Annotated in this window: 14 protein-coding genes and 1 tRNA gene; 9 read left to right on the forward strand and 6 right to left on the reverse strand. The window is 47.1% G+C overall.

Annotated features, from left to right (window positions below; all coding sequences use genetic code 11):
- The first annotated feature begins 201 nt into the window (after positions 1–201).
- The 4 genes from IQ209_RS06605 to IQ209_RS06615 all read left to right on the forward strand — a co-directional run bounded on the left by IQ209_RS06605 (position 202) and on the right by IQ209_RS06615 (position 3,205).
- Positions 202–1,839: a hypothetical protein gene (locus IQ209_RS06605; RefSeq protein ID WP_193850138.1), complete on the forward strand. Its 1,638-nt coding sequence runs from the start codon at positions 202–204 to the stop codon at positions 1,837–1,839.
- A gap of 489 nt (positions 1,840–2,328) precedes the next feature.
- Positions 2,329–2,412 (forward strand): damage-inducible type I toxin DinQ, encoded by an 84-nt coding sequence (gene dinQ / locus IQ209_RS18735; protein ID WP_370588405.1) that lies wholly within the window; start codon positions 2,329–2,331, stop codon positions 2,410–2,412.
- A gap of 148 nt (positions 2,413–2,560) precedes the next feature.
- Positions 2,561–2,734, forward strand: coding sequence for a type II toxin-antitoxin system HicA family toxin (locus IQ209_RS06610; RefSeq protein WP_187650298.1), 174 nt, complete (start codon positions 2,561–2,563; stop codon positions 2,732–2,734).
- Between the two features lie 54 nt (positions 2,735–2,788).
- Positions 2,789–3,205, forward strand: a complete 417-nt coding sequence (locus IQ209_RS06615; RefSeq protein WP_193850140.1) for a type II toxin-antitoxin system HicB family antitoxin — start codon at positions 2,789–2,791, stop codon at positions 3,203–3,205.
- Between the two features lie 493 nt (positions 3,206–3,698).
- Here IQ209_RS06615 and IQ209_RS06620 read toward each other — a convergent pair whose 3' ends face one another.
- Both IQ209_RS06620 and IQ209_RS06625 read right to left on the reverse strand, forming a co-directional pair.
- Positions 3,699–3,857, reverse strand: coding sequence for a hypothetical protein (locus tag IQ209_RS06620; RefSeq protein WP_193850142.1), 159 nt, complete (start codon positions 3,855–3,857; stop codon positions 3,699–3,701).
- Between the two features lie 212 nt (positions 3,858–4,069).
- Positions 4,070–4,145, reverse strand: a tRNA-Ile gene (locus IQ209_RS06625).
- A gap of 261 nt (positions 4,146–4,406) precedes the next feature.
- Between IQ209_RS06625 and IQ209_RS06630 the strand changes: the two genes are divergently transcribed.
- Complete coding sequence (locus tag IQ209_RS06630; protein WP_193850144.1) at positions 4,407–5,186, forward strand: GNAT family N-acetyltransferase; 780 nt, start codon at positions 4,407–4,409, stop codon at positions 5,184–5,186.
- Between the two features lie 69 nt (positions 5,187–5,255).
- Here IQ209_RS06630 and rpoD read toward each other — a convergent pair whose 3' ends face one another.
- From rpoD to rpsU, 3 genes are all read right to left on the reverse strand, one after another.
- Positions 5,256–7,106: an RNA polymerase sigma factor RpoD gene (gene rpoD / locus IQ209_RS06635; protein ID WP_193850146.1), complete on the reverse strand. Its 1,851-nt coding sequence runs from the start codon at positions 7,104–7,106 to the stop codon at positions 5,256–5,258.
- 350 nt (positions 7,107–7,456) lie between these two features.
- Positions 7,457–9,205, reverse strand: coding sequence for a DNA primase (gene dnaG / locus IQ209_RS06640; protein ID WP_193850148.1), 1,749 nt, complete (start codon positions 9,203–9,205; stop codon positions 7,457–7,459).
- Positions 9,206–9,319: 114 nt separating this feature from the next.
- Complete coding sequence (gene rpsU, locus IQ209_RS06645) at positions 9,320–9,535, reverse strand: 30S ribosomal protein S21 (protein ID WP_001144069.1); 216 nt, start codon at positions 9,533–9,535, stop codon at positions 9,320–9,322.
- A 407-nt stretch (positions 9,536–9,942) separates the two neighbouring features.
- Between rpsU and tsaD the strand changes: the two genes are divergently transcribed.
- Positions 9,943–10,980, forward strand: a complete 1,038-nt coding sequence (gene tsaD / locus IQ209_RS06650) for a tRNA (adenosine(37)-N6)-threonylcarbamoyltransferase complex transferase subunit TsaD (RefSeq protein ID WP_193850150.1) — start codon at positions 9,943–9,945, stop codon at positions 10,978–10,980.
- Positions 10,981–11,130: 150 nt separating this feature from the next.
- Here tsaD and IQ209_RS06655 read toward each other — a convergent pair whose 3' ends face one another.
- Positions 11,131–12,108: an AraC family transcriptional regulator gene (locus tag IQ209_RS06655; protein ID WP_339378924.1), complete on the reverse strand. Its 978-nt coding sequence runs from the start codon at positions 12,106–12,108 to the stop codon at positions 11,131–11,133.
- 456 nt (positions 12,109–12,564) lie between these two features.
- Between IQ209_RS06655 and IQ209_RS06660 the strand changes: the two genes are divergently transcribed.
- Genes IQ209_RS06660 through IQ209_RS06670 form a run of 3 tightly spaced genes read left to right on the forward strand, consistent with a single transcriptional unit; the run spans position 12,565 to position 16,776 of the window.
- Positions 12,565–14,724: an indolepyruvate ferredoxin oxidoreductase subunit alpha gene (locus IQ209_RS06660; RefSeq protein ID WP_193850154.1), complete on the forward strand. Its 2,160-nt coding sequence runs from the start codon at positions 12,565–12,567 to the stop codon at positions 14,722–14,724.
- Between the two features lie 15 nt (positions 14,725–14,739).
- Positions 14,740–16,332, forward strand: coding sequence for an indolepyruvate oxidoreductase subunit beta family protein (locus IQ209_RS06665; protein WP_193850156.1), 1,593 nt, complete (start codon positions 14,740–14,742; stop codon positions 16,330–16,332).
- Positions 16,333–16,356: 24 nt separating this feature from the next.
- The gene (locus IQ209_RS06670) at positions 16,357–16,776 is read left to right on the forward strand and encodes a thioesterase family protein (protein WP_193850158.1); all 420 of its coding nucleotides are present in this window, start codon (positions 16,357–16,359) and stop codon (positions 16,774–16,776) included.
- The last annotated feature ends 50 nt before the right edge of the window (positions 16,777–16,826 follow it).

Raw genomic sequence — 16,826 nt, forward strand, 5'->3', positions numbered from 1 at the left:
GACAGGCTTTCGAGACATTACCGAGTTCCTTGGCGAGATTCAGCAAACCGGCTTTGTGTTTGATGATAGGGTTGTTAGTATGAAGCATGAGAGTTACCTCGTATTTTGTATTTTGTATAAGGATTAGACACCCATATCAAAACCGGTAACTCTCAATCTTTCAAGATCCAGTGTCAGTTCAAGTCACGACTAATACACATCATGAAACCGATTAACCGACTTTATCTGTCCGGTGATGAGATCCACCTGGTTGATGCCAATCTGATGCTGGAACTTTCATCCTGTGGCCGCGGTTTTATCACCGCGGAAACGACCACTGATTACACCGGAAAACTGGTGCGCCTCGATGTGGGCTATACCGATTTGGTACTGCGTTGGTTTACAGGCTACGTGGAACGTTCACAGCCTGCCCAGAACGGCTATCAGCGCCTGTTTGTGCGTGAACTGGTCGGTGTGTTTGAGCGTGCGTGGCCGTGCTCGTTCCAGCATCCCACCCTGCGCCAGATTGCAGGCTGGTTGCAGGAACACAGCGGGTTGACATTCACCTTATCGGACGCCCCTTACACGGATAAGCCTATTCCACACTATACCCATAACGGCACAGGCTACCAGCTACTGGCAAATCTGGGGCAGGTCTTTGCTATTGAGGATTATATCTGGCATCAATTGCCGGATGGTTCGGTTTATCTGGGCAGTTGGGCGCATTCGATGTTTAAGGATAAGCCCGTTGACATTCCCAATGAATTTAGCCAGCAACAGACCGCGGGCAATAGCATGACCATTCCGATGATCCAATCTTTGCGACCGGGTTTTGTGGTCAATCAACAGCGGCTGAATAAGGTCAACCTGACCAATGAAAACATGACCATCACGTGGTTGCCTGACGGGAAACCCGCGCACAAAACTCCCGCCCAGCGTCAGATTGATGCCGCTTACCCGGAATTATCGGCGGGCACGCACCTGCCCAAGTTCGCCCGCATTGAGGCACACACCGAAAACACGGCCAGTGGTGATATTTCTGACCCCTTCCGGCCACGCTATGCGGTTGATGTGCAATTGCTGGACGACGACGGTAAGGACGCCGCCGCGCCGATTTACTATGCTGTCCCGCTGCCCTTGCCCATGGCGGGCGCTGAATCGGGGATGTTCCAGTATCCGCCCATCGGCACGGTGGTTGAAATTGCTTTCGAAGGTGGCCGACCGGACAAGCCCTTTATCCGCCAGACCTTAAGCCAGGGCAACACGCTGCCCGATATTAAGCCCGGTGAACAATTGCAGCAGCAGCGGGCGGAAGTCTCGCAGCGCGTCACCCAGGAGGGCAGTTGGATCAGGCAAACCGACCAGACCATTAATGAATCGTCCATGCACCGTGAAATCAAGGCCGACACAGAAACACGCACCGTGGTAGCACGGGAAACTACGGTACAGGCCACGGATAAAACCACCGTTTTGGGGACATCTACCCTACTGGCAGGCGCTGTCCAGCACATTGCTGACGGGGATTACAGCCTGGCAACGTCAGCAAATCTGGTTGCCAATGTGGAAAAAGCCGCGAATATCGAGGTCGGTCAAAAGCTGATTGAGAAAATTGGCCTGCTTAAGCAAAGCATTGCCGGCGCCAGGCAGGAGATTGTCGCCCCTGTGGTCTGGGTTGGCAGCCAGCAACTGAACGTGATGACCTTAATGTTGGAGACACTGGATGTGGTGAAGGAGTTGGCCGAACTGACCGCCGCCCATACCCATCACAATACCGGCACCCCGGAGAACGCCAGCGCGATAAGAAATACGGCCTATAAATCGGACGGGCTGAAACAGAAGTATTCGCCTGTGATTGGGTGAATATCGCTCATTTGTGTGAGATCTTTGACGCTATACCATAGGTTGATATTTTATGCTATAGGTATTAGACTGGGAGTGTTAGTAGGTGACTGTCGCGCTAAAACCGAGGCCACCAACCTTGCCAATAGCGTAAAGTATCCCACCCAATTCAAGGGTAAAAACAAAAAAGCCAACCTCACCAGTTGGTTTTTTTGTTTTTGCTGAACCATTGTTTTAATTGATTGAATCATCTGAAAATAGACCTATAATCTACGCTTGTTAGTTGGATAAGCGCAATGATCATTAACTAAAGTGTTTTATATTGAAAAGGATTTCAATACTTCGTAAGTCTTACGAGGTGTACAAAGCCCTGGCTGAATACCAGATGGTGCTGATTCGGTGCCTCGGTCAGAGCGCGACAGTCACCTACTAACAATGATGATAGCCAATCGGACAGGCAGTCTAAAGGCAATGGTTGGTTAAGTCGTGCTCCTTAATTGGAGTCAACGGGTGAAAGCATTTATTGATACCGCTATCATCGTTCTCAAGGCGTTAATTGCGCTTTTAGAATTGATCTGTACCTTTCTGAAATAGGTAACGGAAACGTAGATAAGGCCATCGGGTTAACCGCCCGGTGGCCTTTAACATTTCTATTTCTCCAAAAAAATAAAGTAAACAATAATGTTGACATGGTAAGCATAAATGTTTACTATAATTCCATGTTCAACAGAATGGAGGAGCAGTGAAGCAAAGCGAGTTTAGACGGTGGCTGGAAGCTCAGGGCGTCGAGGTTTCAAACGGAACAAACCATCTGAAACTGAGATACAAGGGGAAATGCACGATTATGCCAAGACACCCCGCCCATGAGATAAAAGAACCACTAAGGAAAGCAATCATCAAGCAGTTAGGATTGTAATAAAAACCCGTCTCACCAGAGGCGGGTTCTCGCACAGCTTCACTATCAAATACTATGCGATATCCCGTAATACTCGAACCTGTAGAAGAGGGCGGCTATTTTGTCTCGTTCCCGGATATCCCCGAAGCCTTAACCCAGGGGGAAACACGGGAAGAAGCACTGGAGATGGCGCTTGATGCGTTAATCACCTCTTTTGAATTCTACTTCGAAGACAGTAAAAAAATCCCATCACCCAGCCCTGTGGCGCAAGGTGGTGATTATGTCGATGTGCCGTTAAGCGTGGCTTCAAAGGTGTTAATGCTCAATGCGTTTGTTGATTCCCGCTTAACGCAAACAGAGCTAGCCCAGCGCATGGGCGTGAAGAAACAGGAAGTCACTCGCCTGTTTGACCTGCACCACTCGACCAAGATTGATACGGTGGCTAAGGCGGCGACGGCTATCGGGCATCAATTAACCGTGTCTATCCTATAAAGGTGATCACTCTTCAAAGGCTGCGTAAATCGTGGCCTTTTTTATACCCTTACCAAGTGTCATCAGGCGCGCTATAAGCCATTCACCTATTAACTTACCACCCTGATGGGGTTTATTTGGATCACGTCACCACATCGCGCATATGCCACGTAATTCCCACGAAATAAACGTAAACCCCACGTAAAACGGACTACACCGCACCCGCCTGCACGTTTTGGATCAAAAAGTTTTTTCAGTTTTAAAATCCGACAAACCCTATCGCCAGGCCGCGCCAGTACGGGCGGCGTGAGAAAATTCCCTCACTGAAAGGAATGAAACGGTTTTCAGGCAATTTCAGTTTTTGGATCGCGGACTGGATCGCGAGGAAAAATCAACGTAATGATATTAAAGGGGAAATTCTATTTTACGTGGGGTTTTGGATCACAAAGCAAAGCCGCAGCGGGTTAGAGAATTCAGGATTGATGCGGCCTTGTGAGAGAAGAGGGACTGAAATTTATTGCTTCGCTGAATTATCTTCTTCTGCGTGTACAACTCTGATGGCCTGAGCTGTTTCGATAACTTTAATGGCCTCTTCGGCTGACAGCCCTTTTAAATCGACAAGAGTTTTATCCTTGGTGACTTCAATTTTGATATTCCGTTTTTGAGTAAACATCTTCATTATCCTTAATAGTGGTGGGCTATTTTAATTAAGCAGTAATGAATTATGTTAGAGGTAAGAGCGTAAGGCAAGATGAGGATAATTTTAGAATTAGTGCGACCTATCGCCGAAAATCTCTATCGCCATTTCATCGCCGCTAAACTATAGAGACAAAAAAAGCCACTCGGCTAAGGGTGGCTTAAGTTGCTGATATCACAGCTAAAATCTGGTGGCCCCTGCTGGACTTGAACCAGCGACCAAGCGATTATGAGTCGCCTGCTCTAACCACTGAGCTAAGGGGCCGTCGAATTGGGGAGATTATACGGTACAGTTTGGTGCTAGGTCTAGTCCCCAAAATTCATATGCGCGTTTTATATACAATGGTCAGTATATTTTCATATTATTTAAGAATTCGATAAGTCATTTCGGGCTGTTTCTGGTGATGACTGTCTGTTTTTTGATAAGTTTTGTGATTGTTTAGTGTACTTTGTTGTAATCTGGTGGGGTATTACTAGTTATGTTCCATATTTTCATTGCTTCCCATAATACATTTTGTGAGTTGATATGAATAATCATCATACTTCAGTATACATTTTAAACCATTTACGACTTGAAGATTATTTTTACTCATCCATCAGTCAGATCCATCAGCATGTAAGTGAACATGTGTGGGCATATGTGACGGGGATAAATAGTTCGCTCTTTAATTTCTTGTTGGTTACCCAAAACGATCCGTGTGTCGTTAAGGCGTTAAAAATGGGTATCCAATTAATGGAAGAAAGGTGTGAACAGCCTTTTAGTATTGTGACCGTTGGAGGGTATGAACATATTCAGAAGGTCTGTAATCAGGCTGGGTTTGTTTATGATCCGGAAAGTTTATTAATATCGATGCGGCTTGATCTTGAACATTGGCAGATAGAAGATAGGTTACATAGCGAATATGATGTCAGGTGTGTCAATCACTGTTTAGCCGATTGGACGACGCCAATAGATAATGCTTTTAATGTAGGGCAAAATATTGCTTCACAATATCAGAAGAGCCATGAAGCAGCACTTTTGGCCGGAAAACAACTCCAGCACTATGCATTATATGTAGATGAAAAACCAGTGAGTGCAATGACGTTATCACGAGTGCAGGATCAGGCTCGCCTCGATGATCTTGGGACTTTAGTCAATATGCAGGGTAAGGGATATGCTACAGCTTTGATGCATCATGTGCTGAGTGAGTCTAAACGGCAAGGTGTAAAAGAATGGTATCTGGATGGTGTTCCTGCAAGATGTCCATCGTATGCACGTATGGGATTTAAGCCACTATTTGAACATTATGCATTTTTCCGTGAATGAAATTGCAATCGTTAATAAAAAAGCGTCTGCCGAAACAGACGCTTTTAGATTTATCACCAAATTTGTTGGTTAGTCATCAAGGAAGCTGCGCAGTACTTCGGAACGGCTAGGATGGCGCAGTTTACGCAGTGCTTTTGCTTCGATCTGACGAATACGTTCGCGGGTTACATCAAATTGTTTACCCACTTCTTCCAAGGTATGGTCAGTGTTCATATCGATACCAAAACGCATACGCAGAACTTTCGCTTCACGTGCCGTCAGACCGGCCAGCACATCGTGAGTTGCCGCGCGCAGGCTTTCTGACGTTGCTGAATCCAGCGGCAGTTCGAGAGTGGTGTCCTCGATAAAATCGCCCAGATGTGAATCTTCATCATCACCCACTGGGGTTTCCATGGAGATGGGTTCTTTGGCAATTTTCAGTACCTTGCGGATTTTGTCCTCAGGCATCATCATACGCTCTGCCAGCTCTTCCGGTGAAGGCTCACGACCCATTTCCTGCAACATTTGGCGGGAAATACGATTGAGTTTGTTGATGGTCTCAATCATATGTACTGGGATACGGATGGTACGTGCCTGATCCGCGATAGAACGCGTGATCGCCTGACGGATCCACCATGTCGCGTAAGTTGAGAATTTGTAACCACGACGATATTCAAATTTATCAACCGCTTTCATCAAACCGATATTACCTTCCTGGATTAAATCGAGGAATTGCAGGCCACGGTTGGTATATTTCTTCGCAATCGAAATAACCAGACGTAGGTTGGCCTCAACCATCTCTTTTTTCGCACGGCGGGCTTTCGCTTCACCGATTGACATGCGACGGTTGATGTCTTTGACCTGTTCAATGGTCAGTCCGGTTTCTTCTTCGATCTGGCGTAACTTTTGCAGGCTACGCATAATTTCTTCTTCAACTTCCAGCAACTTGTCAGACCATGGCTTGTTCATTGCTTTTGCAGCGGTGAACCATGTATCAGAGGTTTCATTGCCAGAGAACAACGTGATGAAGATTTTCTTCGGCATTTTGCACTGTTCAACACACATCTTCATGATCTGACGCTCTTGAAGACGTACACGATCCATCATGGAACGCATATTGCTGACCAGATGATCAAACTGCTTTGGTACCAGGCGGAACTGTTTAAATACTTCAGATAAAGTTAATATTTCTGTTGCGGAATTAGAATGACTGCGACCGTATGTCTTAATCGCCTGGCGAGTTAGCTCATGTTGTTCACGCAGTTCCGAAAATTTCTGGCGAGCGAGTTCTGGATCGATGCTGTTATCTTCTTCGCTGTCAGCATCATCATCACGATCTTCTTCATCATCGTCCTCATCGTCGTCAAGTTCTTCCTGAGGAAGTTCAGAGCCAACGTGAGTGGCGGTTGGGGCAAGATCTTCTTCTGCGTTAGGATCAACGAAACCCGTGATCAAATCGGACAGACGACTCTCACCGGATTCAACACGGTCGTATTGTTCTAACAGGTAAGTAATTGCTTCAGGGTATTCAGCAACGGAGCACTGCACTTGGTTGATGCCATCTTCAATGCGCTTTGCAATGTCAATCTCACCTTCGCGAGTCAAGAGTTCAACCGTACCCATTTCGCGCATGTACATGCGAACCGGATCGGTGGTACGACCGATTTCTGACTCAACACTAGATAGCACTTGCGCAGCCGCTTCCACTGCGTCTTCATCTGTGTCGTTTGTGTTTTCTGCCAACATGAGATCATCGGCATCAGGTGCTTCTTCCATTACCTGGATGCCCATGTCATTGATCATTTGGATGATATCTTCTATCTGATCAGAATCGACGATATCTTCCGGCAGATGGTCATTGACCTCAGCATAGGTCAAATAGCCTTGCTCCTTACCTCGGGTGACAAGTAGCTTTAGCTGTGACTGCGGGTTTTGCTCCATAAGACGGTATCCACACTTCAGAGTATTGGTTGGTGTCGGTCGGCGAAACAAATATGCCAACAATAATATTTAGGGGCGTTTACATTGTATTGCCGCTGCCCTCAATTGCGGCAATTGTAGGGTTACCTGCCCTACCTAATGCGGCATTTAAGCCGTGAATTCTGTGTCTGTGATTTTAGGTTTTGGTTTAGAACCTGTTTCACCAAGCTATATTTTATCGAGTGATATTTTTATCAAGCGATAGTTTCAGCAAACCCTATTAAAGATATAAGCCTATATAAGTAAGCCAAATAGTATAACCTCCAAGTTAATATAATCTTGAAGTAATATAGCCTTGCTGAGACAGATTCTTATTTCCTCGCACCAGATACCGTAATTAACCGGACTTCTTCACGCTCTTCTGGTGTTAGGCCTTCAGTTCTCTCTTTAGCCATTAGAAAATTAAAACGTTCATCAAGTGCTGACGCAAAAAGATGGTTCAGTGAATCGCTGAAAGTCTTTTCAGCAATCTCTTCTATTTGTATATCGTTCCATGCAGCGAGTTTTTCAAGCTGTTTAGCATATTTATTATCACGATATTGCTCCAACAGTTGCCCTGTGGTTAAACCTGGTTGCGCAAGGCACGTGTCGACAAGCTCTATGAATAATGGCAGTCCTGCTATCTGAGTAGGAAACATTCCCTGTAATGGGGGAACCAATGTCGCTAAATGCGGATTCTGTACCAGTAATGCGATCAGTATGCGCATTGTTGTTGGTTTCAGTTTTAGCGCCTGATAAGTATTGGTATCTTTTTTGACAAGTTTTGCCAAAAATCGTTCCAATTGTGTTGTATCAGGCGTACCTAACAGGTTTCCAAGCTCTTTAAGCAGGTAGAGTCGCAGTGTTTCCCCTGGGATAAGACTTATCAGCGGCATGGCTAGCGAACTGAGCTTAGTCGCTCCTTCTGGGTTACTTAAATCAACCTGCGGCAAGAGTGATTCAAACAAAAATGCAGACAAGGTCAATGCCTTTTCCATTCTCTGCTCGAATGTTTCCCGTCCTTCTTTGCGAACCAATGAATCAGGATCTTCGCCATCAGGCAAGAACATAAAACGTAATTGCCGACCATCATTCAGATAAGGCAGCGCTGTTTCTAATGTACGCCATGCGGCATCACGACCTGCACGGTCACCATCGTAACAACAGATGACATTATCGGTTGTCCTGAAAAGTAACTGAACGTGTTCGGCTGTCGTGGACGTTCCCAGCGAAGCCACGGCATAATCAATGCCAAATTGGGCTAGCGCAACAACATCCATATAACCTTCAACCACCAATAGCTTCGTCAGGGCAGTGTGGCTTTGCTGTGCCTCATAAAGGCCATATAACTGGCGGCCTTTATGAAAAATTTCTGTTTCCGGCGAGTTCAGGTATTTGGGAAGCGCATCTCCCAGCACTCGGCCGCCGAATGCAATCACGCGACCACGACGATCTCGAATGGGGAACATCACCCGCTCGCGGAAACGATCATAAGTGCGGCCATTGTCGTTCGTGACCAGCATTCCTGCATCGTCTAACTGTTTGCGCTCTTCCGCATTATGGGCAAACCGTTTTAAGGCGTTATTCCATCCCGCAGGCGCAAAACCAATGGCGAAACGCTGGATGATCTCTTCACTGAGCCCACGTTGAGCCAAATATTGTCGGGCTGATTGGGCGCTGGGAGTATTCAGTGAATGCTGATAGAAACTATTGAGCTTCTCCATCAGTTGGTAAAGATTTTGCCTTTGGTGACGTTCGATTTGACTAATGCCGGAACCTGCTTCGTAGGGAACTTCCAGCCCATGCATTGCTGCCAGTTCTTCGATGGATTCGACAAAGTCCAGCCTGTCATAATTCATTAAAAAATCAATGACATTGCCATGTGCCCCGCAACCGAAGCAATGGTAAAACTGCTTATCACCGTTCACAGTGAATGAAGGGGTTTTTTCGTTATGAAAAGGACAGCACGCTTGATGGTTTTTACCTTTCTTTTTCAAAGGCACCCTAACATCGATCAAATCAATGATATCGGTTCTTGCTAATAAGTCATTGATAAATGCGCGTGGAATTCGTCCAGCCATAAGCCCTTTTTCGCCTGTTGATGAACGAGAATAAGCCGCGCTTCCTTTGGGAAAGCACGGCCTTTAACTGCAGTAGTTTGTTAATACAACCACTAAGCGGACTGACCGCGAAGATTAGTACAAACGAGTGCGGCGTGCGTTTTCGCGAGCTAGCTTCTTAGCATGACGCTTAACAGCAGAAGCTTTAGCGCGTTTGCGCTCAGTCGTTGGTTTTTCATAGAACTCACGACGACGAACTTCTGCTAATACGCCTGCTTTCTCGCAAGAACGCTTGAAGCGACGCAGTGCAACGTCAAATGGCTCGTTTTCACGTACTTTAATTACTGGCATGTGCCTCTCACCTCAATAGAAATCGGGTTTGTCGCTGGCGTGATAGTGCCAGCCGTCTTTAAAATGGTGCGGAATTTTACTTCAATGAACACGGCCTTGTAAAGTGCCGAGGAAAATTGAAACCGATAACGCCACGGGTTACTGGCTGCTTTTTTGTACGCAAAACAAACAGCTTGGTGTCGGCGTTATTAACATTAACCACACAGGATATTCAAGTAGGGCATTGATTATAGACTAAACAGAAAAAATAGCCAGCATGTAATGGACTCAGTGGCGAGAATATTGATATGGAAAGCGTGTCGGCAGAGCATTTAACAATAGATGGTGTTACACTGTCGCGCGTTGATAAGGAATGCGAATGTATATGACCAAACAACGAGACACGAGACGACGAGACAAATAGTGCAATGCGAGTTTTAGGTATAGAAACGTCCTGCGATGAAACCGGAATCGCAATTTATGACGACAAAATCGGTCTGCTAGCCAATCAATTATACAGCCAGGTCAAGCTGCATGCTGATTATGGTGGTGTTGTGCCTGAACTGGCGTCCCGTGATCACATTCGTAAAACGGTTCCTTTGATTCAGGCGGCTTTGAAGGAAGCGGGTCTGACGAGTAAAGACATTGATGCAGTAGCTTACACTGCCGGGCCGGGATTGGTTGGTGCGTTGCTGGTTGGGGCAACCATTGGTCGTTCACTGGCATTTGCATGGGATGTACCTGCCATTCCCGTGCATCATATGGAAGGCCATTTGCTGGCCCCGATGCTGGAAGAAAACAGCCCTAAGTTTCCTTTTGTTGCCTTACTGGTTTCAGGTGGTCATACCCAGCTTATTAGTGTGACGGGTATTGGTGAATACAAACTGTTGGGTGAATCCATTGATGATGCCGCTGGCGAAGCTTTTGATAAAACAGCAAAATTGCTTGGTTTAGATTACCCTGGCGGGCCAGTGCTTTCCCGTATGGCGCAGCAGGGTAAAGTGGGACGTTTTATCTTCCCACGTCCGATGACCGATCGTCCGGGATTGGATTTCAGTTTCTCTGGCCTGAAAACGTTCGCAGCGAATACGATCCGCGATAACATTCAGGGCCATAATATGGCTGAGGATGAGCAAACCAAAGCAGATATTGCTCGCGCATTTGAAGATGCCGTCGTGGATACACTGGCAATTAAGTGTAAACGAGCATTGGAACAGACGGGATTTAAACGTCTGGTGATGGCAGGCGGAGTGAGTGCAAACCGAACTTTGCGTACCAAAATGCAGGACGTGATGAAAAAGTTGGGGGGCGAAGTTTTCTATGCCCGACCTGAATTCTGTACTGATAATGGAGCAATGATCGCGCTGGCTGGTATGATCCGTTTGCAAGGTGGTACAGCCGGTGACTTAGGCGTAACGGTGAAAGCGCGTTGGCCGTTAGCGGATCTTCCTGCTTTGCAAAAGTAATAATAAAAGACGTTGCTTGATATGGGCTGAGTGCTATTTGTTACTTCAATCCAATACTGGACAGGATTAATAACTTAAACATTCAGCATATGTTAATGATTTGTGAAGATGGTCACAGGTTAGAACAGGATTTGGTTGCCCGCTATGGCTTCACCCGCGTTTCAGGCTTTTACTTGGCGTCTCACCATAGCGGGCTTTATATTCTGCGCTAAAGCGTCCCATATGAGCGAACCCCCAACGCAGGGCGACGCCTGTAACGCTGGTGGCTTCTCCAGTCAGGAGTTCCGTGCGCACATGTTCCATGCGCAGGTCACGTAAATACTGCATCGGGCTGATATTCAGAAACTCCTTGAAGCCGGAATAGAGGCTGCGCAAGCTGACTCCTGCTACTTGGGCGAGCTGCTCTACGGTTATTGGTTCGTGGGCATGAGCCTGCAAATATTCTTGTACTCGCCGTACATGTCGCGGGCGAATAGAACATCGGCGGTTAGTAGGCATTTCACTGTAATTATGTTGATGGGTGGACAGCAGGGTAACGGAAATCAATTGTTCTATTTGGTTGGTAATCAGTTTGTGTTGCAAGATATCAGATACCTGGGTGGTACATTCCAGAATATAAGGCATCAAACAGCGCCAGGCCTGACAGCGTTGCCACTCAAACCCCAGTTCAAATACCAGTGGTTGATCCAGAGGGTGACCTAATTGGCCGACAAGCGTTCTTTCCAGCAAGGAACGGGAGATCCTGACCATAAACTGGTCACTATCGGCATTCCAGCGCATGGAAGTGTGCTGATTTGGGCTGAGAATGGAAGCCAGATTGGGCGTGGAATCAAGACACTGGCCGCCGCTTTCAATACCCGCACAGCCAGCCAACGGCATCTGAATGAGAAAGAACGAATCCAATTCTCCTGGGGTGATTTCAACGCTGGCACCGTAACGCAGTCGGCTCATGGAAATATCCCCCAGTGGAATATAGTGCATTTTAGCGTCCAGCTTTTGATTGTTACCCAGTATAGTGAGTTGATGAGGCTGCATGACCCGTCCGACCATAGATTTAACTTCATCAAGATCGTTGGATGAAAAAAGTAGATGTTCTGGCGAATTGAGATGTGCCCTAATTTTTGTCACCGCATATTTAGGGTCTGAACAGTTTGCAGTGGAATATCTTGATTCTGCTCTTCGAGAGTCAGTGTGCTTTGATTCAGTATTTTTAGATCCAAAATAGTCGTAAGACCACGAATTGCTCATAATTTCAGATACCTCTAGCCAGTCATATCATTGTTATGATGTATGAGATATCCCGCTAATAACGTGTTTATTCCCTGTTTTGATTATTCGGGATATAAAAAATAACAGTATTAACCTTATTCGATTATCTGATAACAGTATCCACATATTATTTAAATGAAATATATATGATTATGAATATATTCATGATGGGTACTCTATAGCCACCTGCTGCGCGCTTTATCCAAACACTGCATAAATCACAATAACATGACAAATCATGCATTGACCGTTAATGCATGTCCGCATTACATAAAAAATAACGAAAAGGCGTAAAGCGGGCACGGTGAGGTAAGCATGGCTGAACGATCATTTGTCGAGGAAGTGAAAAAATTACGTCTGGGCCAGGGCGAAGTTTTCAGTGGTGAAGGCATACTTGCCGTGACAAAAGCACTGCTGGAATCGGGTGTGGCATATGTGGCTGGCTATCAGGGGGCGCCAATTTCCCATCTGATGGATGTGTTGTTGGATGCACAGGATATTTTATCTGAATATGGCATTCGCTTTGAAAACAGTGCCAGTGAAGCCACTGCTGCTGCGACGCTTGCTGCTTCCGTGAATTACCCATTGCGTGGAGCCATCACATTTAAATCGACGGCGGGCACGAATGTTGCCTCGGATGCATTGGCAAACCTGGCATCGGGCGGCGTGGTGGGTGGTGCGCTGATTATTGTCGGTGAAGACTATGGTGAGGGATCTTCCATTATGCAGGAGCGCAGCCATGCTTTTGCGATGAAGTCTCAAATCTGGTTGCTCGATCCTCGCCCCAATCTGCCTTCGATTGTACAGGCGGTGAAGATGGGGTTTGCGCTATCAGAAGCCAGTCATACACCCGTGATGTTACAGATGCGCATTCGTGCTTGTCATGTACATGGTCGGTTTGTGTGTGAGAAAAATCGTTCATCAACGTTCATGATTCAGGATGCGCTGGAAAATCCGACGCGCGATCTTAGCCGTATTGTTTTGCCTCCCGCCAGTTTTCTGCATGAGAAAGAAAAAGTGCAAGATCGCTGGCCTGCTGCCGTGCGTTTTATCCAACAGCACGCACTGAATGAGTTTTTCGTTGAGCAGGCGGAGGATGTTGGCCTTGCTCTGCAAGGGGGATGCTATAACACCGTGATCCGTGCCCTGAATTTACTTGGGCTGGCAGATGTTTTTGGCAATAGCCAAATCCCGCTGTATGTCATGAATGTCGCCTACCCGTTGATCGATGAAGAGTTTGAACGTTTTTGTCATGGCAAGCGGGCGATTTTAGTATTGGAAGAAGGCCAGCCCAATTTTGTGGAGCAGAATGTCGCTAATATCTTGCGCCAGCGTGAGATAGCAACCCGGTTACATGGCAAGGACTTACTGCCAATGGCGGGGGAATACAACACGGCCACCGTGTTGTCAGGACTCCGTGCTTTCCTTGAGCGTTACGGCAAAATTGCTGCGGAAAGTGCGGTGTCTGCCTGTCAGATACGCATCCCGTCTGTCACTTTACCGACAAAAGATCCACTGGAAGAGGCGGTTCATACCCGTCCACCCGGATTTTGCACCGGTTGCCCAGAACGCCCAATCTTTACGGCGATGAAATTGCTCGAACGGGAGTTGGGGCAACATCACATCAGTGCAGATATTGGTTGTCATTTGTTTGCCATTTTACCGCCATTTAATTTGGGCAATACCACGATGGGCTACGGATTGGGAGCAGCGAGTGCGGCAGCACTGAATACACCGATTACGAATAAGCGGGCAATCTCAGTTATGGGGGATGGTGGATTTTGGCACAATGGCTTAACCAGTGGCATAGCCAATAGTGTTTTTAACCGCAGCGACAATCTGACCATTATTGTGGACAACAGTTACACCTCCGCGACCGGCGGGCAGGATATTCCCTCTTCAACAGCGTTAAATCCCCACCGCAGTACCGGCCATAATATCGAAAAAGCAGTCAAAGGTGTGGGGGTGAAATGGGTACGCACGATCAAACGTACCTACGATCTCAAAGCCATGATGAATACCTTACGCGAGGCGCTGACAACAGGTAAGCATGGGCCAAAGGTGTTGATCGCACAGAGTGAGTGTATGTTGAATAAACAACGGCGCGAGAAGGTAAAAATCAAAGGCGCTATTGCAGCAGGGAAGCGGATCGTCCGCGAGCAGTTTGGGGTTGATCCTGATACTTGCACGGGTGATCACTCCTGTATCCGTTTGTCCGGTTGTCCTTCCCTGTCGATTAAACCGAATCCTGATCCATTGCGTACCGATCCAGTGACAACAGTATTGAACAGTTGTGTGGGCTGTGGGTTGTGCGGGGAATTATCCCACGCGGCAGTGTTGTGCCCCTCTTTCTTCAAGGCACGGATCATTATCAATCCCAATCGCTGGGAACGGCTGATCCATCGTATTCGCAAAGGACTCATCGGTTATTTGCAGCGTCGTGATGTTAAACGTCGTAAGCAATATGATTTTTAAGAAGGAGCTATCCTTATGCCACCCTCCATCCATTCCCCGCTCACGAATTCGCCTAAACAGCCGATTAAAATCGCTATTCTGGCGACGGGAGGTGAAGGCGGCGGTGTACTGGCCGATTGGATCGTAACCCTGGGGGAAGAGCATGGCTATTTCGCCCAAACGACTTCAGTTCCGGGTGTCGCCCAGCGGACTGGGGCAACCATTTATTATGTCGAATTATTTCCTGGTGCTGATGATCCTGAAGTACCGACACCTGTATTGGCATTAATGCCCACTGCCGGTGATGTGGATATTGTGCTGGCTTCGGAATTGATGGAAGCCGGACGCGCTGTCCAACGCGGTTTGGTCACAGCGGATCGCACGACGCTGATCGCATCAAGCCATCGGGTATTTTCGATGGAAGAGCGTTCGGCAATGGGCGATGGGCGTGTGGATAGCGAGGTATTGATCCAGCAATCCCGACAAGCTGCTTTGCGTTTTATCCATTTTGATATGGCGAAGATGGCAGAGAAAAGCGGCAGTGTGATCAGTGCAGTCTTGTTTGGTGCACTCTGTGGTACGGAGATCTTGCCGTTTAGTCGTAATCAGTTTGAAGCAGCGATCATCAAGAAAAACGTAGGGATAAAGCCCAGTCTGCAAGCTTTTAGTTTGGGGTTGGGCCGGACACAATGGGAGGCAGAATCAAAAATTGCGCCAGAACTCCATATTCCACAAAAAGCACAGCGTTCCCATCATCGCTTTTCCCATAGCAATTTTTCCCATAACTGTTTTTCCCATAACCATAAAGTCAACGCCCTGCTGTTACGTATCCGGCAAAAGCTGCCTGCCTGTGTCCATGGCATTGCCATTGAAGGAGCCAGGCGCCTGATTGATTATCAAGATCCGGCTTACGCCAGTTTGTACCTTGATCGATTGCAGCGCCTGATTGAACAAGCAGTGAAACCTGATGAGCGATTACTGAACGAGCAATTATTACGTGAAACTGCCCGCCATTTGGCGCTGTGGATGGCTTACGAAGACACCATGCGGGTGGCAGATCTCAAAATCCGTGCCAGTCGATTCGAACGTGTCAGGAAAGAAATGCGGGTGAAAAACGGTCAACTATTCGAGATCAATGACTTTCTGCATCCCAGAATGGAAGAAGTTTGTGACAGCTTGCCGGCCAATATTGGTCGCTGGTTGTCTCGTCCTCATTTTGTCAATCGTATGTTGGCGACACTACTCAGCCGTGGGTATGTGATTACCAGTAGTTCCCTTCGGGGATATCTGTTGCTTTATATACTGGCGAGTTGGCGTCGAATGCGCCGCCATACACTGCGCTTTCAGCATGAAACGGCCCGCATTGAAGAGTGGCTACAGCGAATTGGTGTAACAGCAACGCGTGATCCCGAACTGGCTACGGAAATCGCTCAATGTCAGCGCTTGATCAAGGGATATGGTGATACTCACTCTCGTGGATCACGTCATTTTCAAACTTTGATGGCGATTGTTGATCACCATCTGCATGACTTACCTCCTGCCAGCCTGCGGCAACTGCGTGAAGCGGCATTGGCGGATGAGCAAGGTGATCGATTACGCGAGTGCCAACAGCGTCTCTCTTTATATTAAAGAACTTATCCTAAGGAGCCTGCAATGAGCCTGCTTAGATTTATACAGCCCCATAAGATCCGTTTTTCTGAATGTGATCCGGCGGGGATCGTCTTTTATCCCCAGTATTTTGTGATGTTCAACAACTTGCTGGAAGATTGGTTCGATGAATTAACGCCAATGGGATATGCCAACTACATCGCCAAACTCCGTTTTGGGTTGCCGACAGTTCACCTGGAGGCGGAGTTTAAGGCCATTAGCAGAATGGGGGATCAGGTTTGGCTGGAATTAAACGTTGAGAAAATTGGCAAAAAATCATTGACGCTGATCCAACGCTGCGTCAGCAAAGAAGGTGAGTTGAGGATGAACGTAACGCAGACTTATGTCACCACTTCACTGGATACCCATCAAGCTATCCCCATACCTGATGAGATTTACTATGCGTTAACTGAACAGATGCCTTAGCTGAACTGGCGCATTATGCATAGGGTCGATATCGTGCGGCAGGAGAATAA

The organism is Xenorhabdus sp. BG5 (genome assembly GCF_015163665.1).
Lineage (GTDB): Bacteria > Pseudomonadota > Gammaproteobacteria > Enterobacterales > Enterobacteriaceae > Xenorhabdus.

Excerpts from the sequence above, each read along its gene's own strand:
- IQ209_RS06620 (WP_193850142.1), bottom strand. The coding sequence starts at position 3,857 with ATGTTTACTCAAAAACGGAATATCAAAATTGAAGTCACCAAGGATAAA.
- IQ209_RS06665 (WP_193850156.1), top strand. The coding sequence starts at position 14,740 with ATGCCACCCTCCATCCATTCCCCGCTCACGAATTCGCCTAAACAGCCG.
- IQ209_RS06630 (WP_193850144.1), top strand. The coding sequence starts at position 4,407 with ATGAATAATCATCATACTTCAGTATACATTTTAAACCATTTACGACTT.
- IQ209_RS06670 (WP_193850158.1), top strand. The coding sequence starts at position 16,357 with ATGAGCCTGCTTAGATTTATACAGCCCCATAAGATCCGTTTTTCTGAA.
- rpoD (WP_193850146.1), bottom strand. The coding sequence starts at position 7,106 with ATGGAGCAAAACCCGCAGTCACAGCTAAAGCTACTTGTCACCCGAGGT.
- IQ209_RS06660 (WP_193850154.1), top strand. The coding sequence starts at position 12,565 with ATGGCTGAACGATCATTTGTCGAGGAAGTGAAAAAATTACGTCTGGGC.
- IQ209_RS06615 (WP_193850140.1), top strand. The coding sequence starts at position 2,789 with ATGCGATATCCCGTAATACTCGAACCTGTAGAAGAGGGCGGCTATTTT.
- rpsU (WP_001144069.1), bottom strand. The coding sequence starts at position 9,535 with ATGCCAGTAATTAAAGTACGTGAAAACGAGCCATTTGACGTTGCACTG.
- dnaG (WP_193850148.1), bottom strand. The coding sequence starts at position 9,205 with ATGGCTGGACGAATTCCACGCGCATTTATCAATGACTTATTAGCAAGA.
- tsaD (WP_193850150.1), top strand. The coding sequence starts at position 9,943 with ATGCGAGTTTTAGGTATAGAAACGTCCTGCGATGAAACCGGAATCGCA.
- IQ209_RS06605 (WP_193850138.1), top strand. The coding sequence starts at position 202 with ATGAAACCGATTAACCGACTTTATCTGTCCGGTGATGAGATCCACCTG.